The 8,011-nt window shown below is 71.0% G+C and carries 8 protein-coding genes, 1 tRNA gene and 1 pseudogene; 2 read left to right on the forward strand and 8 right to left on the reverse strand.

Annotated features, from left to right (window positions below):
* Positions 1-126: 126 nt before the first annotated feature.
* A tRNA-Pro gene (locus E1269_RS31600) sits at positions 127-203 on the reverse strand.
* A 59-nt stretch (positions 204-262) separates the two neighbouring features.
* Positions 263-1,186 carry a metallophosphoesterase gene (locus E1269_RS31605; protein WP_131902162.1) on the reverse strand — a complete coding sequence of 308 codons (924 nt, stop codon included), beginning with the start codon at positions 1,184-1,186 and terminating at the stop codon, positions 263-265.
* Between the two features lie 64 nt (positions 1,187-1,250).
* Here E1269_RS31605 and E1269_RS31610 point away from each other — a divergent pair, with 64 nt between their 5' ends.
* Both E1269_RS31610 and E1269_RS31615 read left to right on the forward strand, forming a co-directional pair.
* Entirely contained in the window at positions 1,251-2,774 is a 1,524-nt protein-coding gene (locus E1269_RS31610) for an MFS transporter (protein WP_162606720.1), read from the forward strand.
* Positions 2,775-2,832: 58 nt separating this feature from the next.
* Positions 2,833-3,285 (forward strand): GatB/YqeY domain-containing protein, encoded by a 453-nt coding sequence (locus E1269_RS31615; RefSeq protein ID WP_131902166.1) that lies wholly within the window; start codon positions 2,833-2,835, stop codon positions 3,283-3,285.
* A gap of 87 nt (positions 3,286-3,372) precedes the next feature.
* Here E1269_RS31615 and E1269_RS31620 read toward each other — a convergent pair whose 3' ends face one another.
* The 6 genes and pseudogenes from E1269_RS31620 to E1269_RS34005 all read right to left on the reverse strand — a co-directional run.
* Positions 3,373-4,440 carry an aspartate-semialdehyde dehydrogenase gene (locus tag E1269_RS31620; protein ID WP_131902168.1) on the reverse strand — a complete coding sequence of 356 codons (1,068 nt, stop codon included), beginning with the start codon at positions 4,438-4,440 and terminating at the stop codon, positions 3,373-3,375.
* Positions 4,437-5,714, reverse strand: a complete 1,278-nt coding sequence (locus tag E1269_RS31625) for an aspartate kinase (protein WP_131902170.1) — start codon at positions 5,712-5,714, stop codon at positions 4,437-4,439. The genes E1269_RS31620 and E1269_RS31625 overlap by 4 nt, the downstream gene beginning before the upstream one ends.
* A 91-nt stretch (positions 5,715-5,805) precedes the next feature.
* Positions 5,806-6,408 (reverse strand): DUF5063 domain-containing protein, encoded by a 603-nt coding sequence (locus E1269_RS31630; RefSeq protein WP_131902172.1) that lies wholly within the window; start codon positions 6,406-6,408, stop codon positions 5,806-5,808.
* The gene (gene recR / locus E1269_RS31635; protein ID WP_131902174.1) at positions 6,401-7,000 is read right to left on the reverse strand and encodes a recombination mediator RecR; all 600 of its coding nucleotides are present in this window, start codon (positions 6,998-7,000) and stop codon (positions 6,401-6,403) included. The genes E1269_RS31630 and recR overlap by 8 nt, the downstream gene beginning before the upstream one ends.
* A 15-nt stretch (positions 7,001-7,015) precedes the next feature.
* Positions 7,016-7,486 carry a YbaB/EbfC family nucleoid-associated protein gene (locus E1269_RS31640; RefSeq protein ID WP_239001096.1) on the reverse strand — a complete coding sequence of 157 codons (471 nt, stop codon included), beginning with the start codon at positions 7,484-7,486 and terminating at the stop codon, positions 7,016-7,018.
* A gap of 103 nt (positions 7,487-7,589) precedes the next feature.
* Positions 7,590-8,011, reverse strand: a pseudogene (locus E1269_RS34005) (hypothetical protein); the annotation flags it as partial.

Genomic DNA, 8,011 nt, shown 5'->3' on the forward strand with positions numbered 1-8,011 from the left:
CTCGTCCTGGACCCCACACGCATCTACCAGCCCACCGGCCGCCCACCCGGACCAACCCGGAAATGACGAACGGCCCGAACCCACAATCCGCAGGTTCGAGCCATTCCGATGTCCCGAGACATCACATGGTCGGGGTGACAGGATTTGAACCTGCGACCTCTTCGTCCCGAACGAAGCGCGCTACCAAGCTGCGCCACACCCCGATCTGCCGGGTCAGCATATCCGAGCCGAGCCCTGGATCGAAATCCGGTGCAGCAGTCGGTCACCGGGAGCCGGTCAGGGTGAGCAACGTCGCCTCGGGCGGGCAGGCGAACCGGACCTGGGCGTAGGGGGACGTGCCGAGTCCGGCGGACACGTGGAGCCAGGCGGCATCCGCGCCGCCGACGGCGGGGTGGCGGGACAGGCCCTTGGCCCGGCGGCGGTCGAGGTCGCAGTTGGTGACCAGGGCGCCCACGCCGGGCAGGCAGAGCTGGCCGCCGTGGGTGTGCCCGGCGAGCAGCAACCGGTAGCCGTCGGCGCGGAAGGTGTCGAGGACCCGCAGGTACGGTGCGTGCGTGACGCCGACGGTGAGGTCGGCCTCGTCGTCGGCCGGTCCCGCCACGTCGTCGAGCCGGTCGCGGCCGAGGTGAGGGTCGTCGACGCCGGCGAAGGCGAGCCTGCGGCCGTCAACCGTCAGGGACCCGTGCGCGTTGTTGAGGTCGAGCCAGCCGACCGCCCGCAGCTCGTCCCGCAGCTCTTTCCACGGCAGTTCGACGGCGTCGGACTGGTCGCGCGCGTTCTCGTTGTGGATTTTGTCCAGCCGCCGCAGGTACCGGGCCGGGTTCTTCGGGCGCGGCCCGTAATAGTCGTTGGAGCCAAAGACGAACACGCCCGGGATGGAGAGCAGCGGGCCGAGGGTGTCGAGCACCGCTGGCACCGCGTCCGGGTGCGCGAGGTTGTCGCCGGTGTTCACCACCAGGTCGGGCTCCAGCGCCGCCAACTGCCGCACCCACGCGGCCTTGCCGCGCTGCCGAGGCGTCAGGTGCAGGTCGGACAGGTGCAGCACCCGCAGCGGGCGGCTGCCCGGCGCGAGCACCGGCACGTCGAAGCGCCGCAGCCGGTACGATCTGACCTCGTAGCCGGCCGCGTAGGCGAGCCCGGAAGCGGCCGCCACGGCCATCCCGAGCGCGACACGCTTCACGACCATGCCTCCCAGGCTCCCACAGTCGCACCGGCCCACGTGGACCGATTCGCCAGCTACGCTCCTTCCCATGGACGACGGCGTGCGGCTCAGCAGTCCTCGCGGGCGGGCCCTCCTGACCGCGACGGCGCTGGGCTCCGGGATGGCGTTCCTGGACGGCACAGTCGTCAACGTCGCACTGCCGACCATCGGGCGTGAGCTCGACGCCACTCTGGCCCAGCTCCAGTGGACGGTCAACGCCTACACGCTGACCCTGGCCGCGCTGATCCTGCTCGGCGGCTCGCTCGGCGACCGGCTCGGCCGCCGGCGCATCTTCACCGTCGGGGTCGTCTGGTTCACGGTCGCGTCCGTGCTGTGCGCGCTGGCGCCGACGGCCGAGATCCTGATCGCCGCTCGGGCGCTGCAGGGCATCGGCGGCGCGCTGCTGACGCCCGGTGCGCTCGCGATCCTGCAGACCACCATGCACCAGGAGGACCGCGCCCGCGCCATCGGCGCCTGGGCCGGGTTGACCGGAGTGTCCGGCGTTCTCGGCCCCCTGCTCGGTGGCTGGTTGCTGGAGTACGACTGGCGCTGGGTGTTCGGCATCAACGTCCCGCTCGCGGCGCTGACCGTGTGGCTGATCACCGCCAGTGCGCCGGAGAGCAAGGACGAGGCGGCCACCGGACGCTTCGACGCCGCCGGCGCGGCGCTTGGGGCGGTGGCTCTCGGCGCCAGCACGTATGCGCTGATCAGCTGGCCGGACGCGGGCGCGTCGGCGCTGAACGTCACCATGGCGGTGCTGTCGGTGCTGGCCGCCGTCGCGTTCATCTACCGCGAGAAGCTCGCCGAGCATCCGATGGTGCCGCTGTCGCTGTTCTCCGACAGCACGTTCACCGGCATCAACATCATGACGTTCGCGGTCTACGCCGGGCTCTCCGGCGTCATGTTCTTCCTGGTCATGCAGCTGCAGGTGTCACTGGGCTGGAGCCCGCTCGAGGCCGGCATCGCGACCATCCCGACCACGCTGCTGATGCTGCTGTTCTCCGGCCGTTCCGCCGAACTCGCCAAGCGGTTCGGGGTACGGCCGCCGCTGGTCATCGGTTCGGCCTGCGGCGCCGTCGGCGTGGCGCTGCTGGCCGCCGTCGACGACGGCGACAGCTATCTGGTCGACGTGCTACCGGGCGTGACCCTCCTCGGCATCGGACTCACGACTCTCGTCCCGACCTTGACGGCGACGGTGATGGCCGCCGCGCCGCAACACCTCGCCGGGATCGCCAGCGGCGTCAACAACGGCGTCTCCCGTGCCGCCGGACTGATCGCGGTCGCCGCACTGCCCGCCGTCGCTGGCCTGTCCGGCGAGGCCTACGCCGACCCGGACCAGCTCACCGACGCCTACCAGATCGCGATGCTGGCCTGTGCCGGGCTGCTGGTCCTGGGTGCGTTGTCCGCCGCGGCGCTGCGCCCACACGCGCTCACCGAGCCACCCACCACGCCGCCGGCGGGCGAGCCTGTCGGCGTGCCGAGCGGCGAGCCGGCCGGGGAACGAGAGCTCGTCCACGAGGCGAGGCCCGCGCCGTGCTCCGGGCCGGGCATGCCGCCGTCGTACGGCCGCTGATCAGCACCCTCGGAACCCTTCGAGCGGCGGGCGGCCCGGACCCGGCAGACTAAGGCGCATGGCAGCACTCAAGGACCGTCTCCGAGCCGACCTGACCCAAGCCATGCGCGCCAAGGACGAGGTGCGCAAGGCCACTCTGCGGATGGTGCTGGCCGCCATCGGCACCGAGGAGGTGGCCGGTTCCCAAGCACGCGAACTGACCGACGACGAGATCACCGTCGTGCTGACCCGCGAGGCCAAGCGGCGACGTGAGGCCGCGGAGGCGTTCCGCACCGGCGGCCGGCCCGACAGCGCCGGTCAGGAGGACTCCGAGGCCGCCGTCATCGCCGAGTACCTGCCGCAGCCGCTCACCGACGCCGAGCTGGACGAGATCGTCGTCGCCGCAATCGCCGAAGCCGGCGCCGAGTCGCCCCGCGACATGGGCAGGGTCATGAAGATCGTGCAGCCGAAGGTCCTCGGCCGGGTCGAGGGCGCCAAGGTCGCCGCGGCCGTCAAGTCCCGCCTCTCCTGACCCCAGGGCCGGCGGCGCCGCAACAATGGACCGTGACGGGGTTGCCACAGCGCTAGGCCAGGCCACACACCGCGAGGTCCGCGGCGGTCAGGCGGCGGTGAGCTCGGCGGCCAGCAGCTCGGCGATCTGCGCGGTGTTCAGAGCGGCGCCCTTGCGCAGGTTGTCGCCGCAGACGAACAGCTCCAGCGACTGGGGGTCGTCGAGGGCGCGGCGGATGCGCCCGACCCAGGTGGGGTCGGTGCCGACGACGTCGGCCGGGGTGGGGAACTCGCCGCGGCCGGGGTCGTCGTAGAGCACCACGCCGGGGGCGTCGCGCAGGATCTCCCAGGCCCGCTCGGTGCTGACCTCGCGCTCGAACGTCGCCTGCATGACGACCGAGTGGGTGGTGACAACGGGCACCCGCACGCACGTGGCCGAGACCTTGAGGTCGGGCAGGTCGAGGATTTTCCGCGCCTCGTTGCGGATCTTCAACTCCTCCGAGCTCCAGCCATCGTTCTTCAGCGAACCCGCCCACGGGACGACGTTGAGGGCGAGCGGCGCAGGAAACGGGCCCAGCTCGGAGCCGACGACGCGGCGCACGTCGCCCGGGTGGGTGCCGAGCTCCCGGTTGCCGGCGACCTTGTTGACCTGGTCGTGCAGGGTGTCGATGCCGGCCTGCCCAGCGCCGGACGCGGCCTGGTAGGAGGCGGCGTGCAGGGCGGTCAGCCCGAGCTCGGCGTGCAGCGCACCCAGTACCACGACCATGGTGAGGGTGGTGCAGTTCGGGTTGGCGATGATGCCGCGCGGGCGCTGGCGCGCCATCCGGGCGTTGACCTCGGGCACCACCAAGGGGACGTCGGGGTCCATGCGGAACGCGCCGGAGTTGTCGACCACGACGACGCCGCGCTCGGCGGCGACCGGCGCCCATTCGGCGGAGACCTCGTCGGGAACGTCGAACATGGCGACATCGACGCCGTCGAAGACGTCGGCGGTCAGTTCCTGGACCTCGACCTCCTCACCGCGGACGGTGAGCCGGCGACCGGCCGAGCGAGCGGAGGCGACGAGCCGGATCTCGCCCCACACGTCCTGGCGGGTGGAGAGGATGTCGCGCATGACGGTGCCGACGGCACCGGTGGCCCCGACGACGGCAAGGGTGGGGCGGCTGCTGTCGGTCATCGCCCGGTACCTCCGTACACGACCGCCTCGACCTGGCTGGCGTCGAGGTCGAAGGCACGGTGGATCGCGCTGACCGCGGTGTCGACGTCGTCGCCGCGCACCACCACGGAGATGCGGATCTCGGACGTGGAGATCATCTCGATGTTGACGCCGGCGTCGGCGAGCGAGCTGAAGAACTTGGCGCTCACGCCCGGGTGGCTGCGCATGCCGGCGCCGATGAGCGACACCTTGCCGATGCCGTCGTCGTAGCGCAGGGACTCGAAACCGACCGCGCTCTGGATGGCCGTCAGCGCCTCCATGCCCTTGCGGCCGTCGGTGGCCGGCAACGTGAAGGAGATGTCGGTGCGGTTGGTGTCCACGGCCGAGACGTTCTGCACGATCATGTCGATGTTGACATCGGCGGCCGCGACGGAACTGAAGATCGTGGCGGCCTCGCCCACCTTGTCGGGCACGCCCACGACGGTGATCTTCGCCTCGCTGCGGTCGTGTGCGACGCCGGAGATGATCGGCTGCTCCATGTCGGCCTGCTCACTTCCATTGATCGGATCGGACACCCACGTGCCGGTCAGCGTCGAGAAACTCGAACGCACATGAATCGGGATGCGGTACCGGCGCGCGTACTCGACACAGCGCAGGTGCAGGATCTTCGCGCCGCACGCGGCCATCTCGAGCATCTCTTCGTACGTGATGTGCGGCATCCGGCGAGCGGCGGAGACGATGCGGGGGTCGGCGGTGAAGATGCCGTCGACGTCGGTGTAGATCTCGCATACGTCGGCGTCCAAGGCCGCGCCGAGCGCGACAGCCGTGGTGTCGGAGCCGCCCCGGCCGAGCGTGGTGATGTCCTTGCTGTCCTGGCTGACGCCCTGAAAGCCGGCGACGATCGCGATGGCGCCACCGTCGAGGGCCTGGCGGATGCGCCCGGGCGTGACGTCGATGATGCGGGCCCGGCCGTGCGCGGAGTCGGTGATGACGCCGGCCTGGCTGCCGGTGAACGAGCGGGCCTCGTGTCCGAGGTCGCCGATCGCCATGGCCAGCAGCGCCATGGACATGCGCTCGCCGGCGGTCAGGAGCATGTCGAGCTCGCGTGCCGACGGCACCGGGGATACCTGCTCGGCGAGGTCGAGTAGCTCGTCGGTCGTGTCGCCCATGGCGGAGACGACCACGACGACCTCGTGGCCTTCCTTCTTCGTGGCCACGATCCGCTGCGCCACTCTCTTGATGGCGGCGGCGTCGGCGACGGAGGATCCGCCGTATTTCTGGACGACCAGTCCCACGGCACACTCCTCCCACATCCGAATATGCCCATGGCAGTCTAGGCGACCTGATCGCTGTGCCCCGAGACGTCCGGATCGCGGGACGGGACGATCAGAGTTCGGCCTGCACCGGAAGGAGGGTCTCCTGCGCGATGTCGATGCGTTCCTCGTGGTGATCGAGCCGGGTGTGTGCGATCAGCGAGTGCAGCGCGCGCAGCGCCGCACCGGCGGTGGAGCCCCACGACGACAGGTAGGAGAACTGCCACCACCACAGCGCCTCGATGACGCGGCCGTCGCGGTAGTGCGACAACCCGTGCAGGAGGTCCTGCACGATGCTGGCGAGGTCGTCGGAGAGCCGGAAGCCGGTGGCGCCGCGCTCCGGGTCGACCGGGTCGACGACCTCGACGTAGCCGTCGACGGGATCCAGCAAGGCCGCGATGCGCTCGCGCAACTCGTCGACGTCTGCGTCCGGGCCCGCGTCGGGCTCGAAGCGCTCGTCCGGGACGACGTCGCTGATGGCGCCGAGCCGGCCACCGGCCAGGCACAGCTGGCTGACCTCAAGCAACAACAGCGACAACGTGCTGCCCGGGTCGCTTCCGCGCGCGATCTCGCGGACCGCGAGCAGGAAGCTCTCGATCTGGTCGGCGATCTCGGCGGCGAAATCGGCGTACTCGTCGGCCGAACTCACCGCCGACCGGGCTGCAGCACTAGACATCGAGCAGTCTCCGTCCTTCGAACGCACGGCCCAGGGTGACCTCGTCGGCGTACTCGAGATCACCGCCTACCGGAAGTCCACTGGCTAGCCGCGTCACGCGCAACCCCATCGGCTTGATCATTCGGGCCAGATACGTGGCCGTCGCCTCGCCTTCGAGGTTCGGGTCCGTGGCCAAAATGATCTCCTGGACGGTGTCGTCGGCGAGCCTGGTCATCAGCTCACGTACCCGAAGGTCGTCCGGGCCAACACCCTCGATGGGGCTGATGGCGCCGCCGAGCACGTGGTAGCGGCCGCGGAACTCCCTGGTGCGCTCGATGGCCACCACGTCCTTCGGCTCCTCGACGACACACAGGACGGACGGATCGCGCCGCGGGTCGAGGCAGATGCGGCACTGTTCCTGCTGGGCGACGTTGCCGCAGGTGGAGCAGAACCGGACCTTCTCCTTGACCTCGGTGAGCGCAGCCACCAGCCGGCGGACGTCGTCGGCGTCGGCGGCCAGCAGGTGGAACGCGATGCGCTGGGCGCTCTTCGGACCGACCCCGGGCAACCGCCCGAGCTCGTCGATGAGGTCCTGGACGACGCCTTCGTACATGATGCTCGCCTCGGCTCAGGTGCCCTGGCCGGACGGCGCCGAGCCACCGGGCCGCTCGTCGTCATCGTCGTCGACGACGGAGCCCTGGATCGCGCCGCCGGGACCACCCGCGGCGCCGCCGAACAGGCCGGCCAGCGGGTTGGCCTCCGCGCCGCCTCCGCCGAGCAGGCCGGCGACGTCGGCATTTATGGCGCCGAGCTGCTCCTGCGCCTTGCGCTGGATCTCGGCATGCGCGTCGCGGACTGCCGCGATGATGAGGTCGGCGAGGGTCTCGACGTCCTCGGGGTCGACGACGGACGGGTCCAGCTGCAGGTCAGTCAGCTCACCGGCACCGGTGACCGTGGCGCGGACCAGGCCACCGCCGGCCGAACCGGTGGCCTCGGCCTCAGTGAGGTCCTGCTGGGCGGACATGAGCTGCTCCTGCATACGCTGAGCCTGTTGCAGCAGCTGGCCCATGTCGAAGCCTTCGGATCCAGGCGGAAACACGGCTGCCTCCTCGCCGTCGCAGGGGGTGGTGTCGCACACGCGGTGATGACATCAGCGAGCCTACGTCACCGCACCATCCGGTCTTTCTGGACCGTGCCTGCTCCTACTCGTGTTCGATCTCAGCGATCACGGTGGCGCCGAGCGTGCGCTCGAGCAGCTCGCGCTCGGAGACGCCGTCGTCGGGGAGGTCCTCGTCGTCGGGGTCGGCATCGGCGTCGGTGGCGACATGCGCCGGCCCGGTGGCCAGCTGGGTCTCGGCGGGTCCGCTGGTCTGTCCGCGCCGCGCCGCCGCCTTGGCCGCGGCGGCCTTCGCGGCGGCCACCCGGCCCGGCGCCGTCGTGTCACCCGGCCCGGGGTCGGTGGCCGGATTCGGGTCTGCATGCGGGCCGGGACCCGCGGGAGGACCGGGAGGCGCGGGCTCGCCGGGGTTCGCGGGCTGGCCAGCTGCTCGGCCTGGATTGCCTGGATTGCCCGGCGCGGGCTGGCCGGCGGGTGCTGCCGGACCGGGGTTGTTCTGTTGGGGCG

It is taken from the genome of Jiangella asiatica (assembly GCF_004349065.1).
GTDB classification, from domain to species: Bacteria; Actinomycetota; Actinomycetes; order Jiangellales; family Jiangellaceae; genus Jiangella; species Jiangella asiatica.

Bases quoted from the DNA above. Each gene is read 5' to 3' on its own strand.
- E1269_RS31605 (WP_131902162.1), bottom strand. From the start codon at position 1,186: ATGGTCGTGAAGCGTGTCGCGCTCGGGATGGCCGTGGCGGCCGCTTCC.
- E1269_RS31610 (WP_162606720.1), top strand. From the start codon at position 1,251: ATGGACGACGGCGTGCGGCTCAGCAGTCCTCGCGGGCGGGCCCTCCTG.
- E1269_RS31615 (WP_131902166.1), top strand. From the start codon at position 2,833: ATGGCAGCACTCAAGGACCGTCTCCGAGCCGACCTGACCCAAGCCATG.
- E1269_RS31620 (WP_131902168.1), bottom strand. From the start codon at position 4,440: ATGACCGACAGCAGCCGCCCCACCCTTGCCGTCGTCGGGGCCACCGGT.
- E1269_RS31630 (WP_131902172.1), bottom strand. From the start codon at position 6,408: ATGTCTAGTGCTGCAGCCCGGTCGGCGGTGAGTTCGGCCGACGAGTAC.
- recR (WP_131902174.1), bottom strand. From the start codon at position 7,000: ATGTACGAAGGCGTCGTCCAGGACCTCATCGACGAGCTCGGGCGGTTG.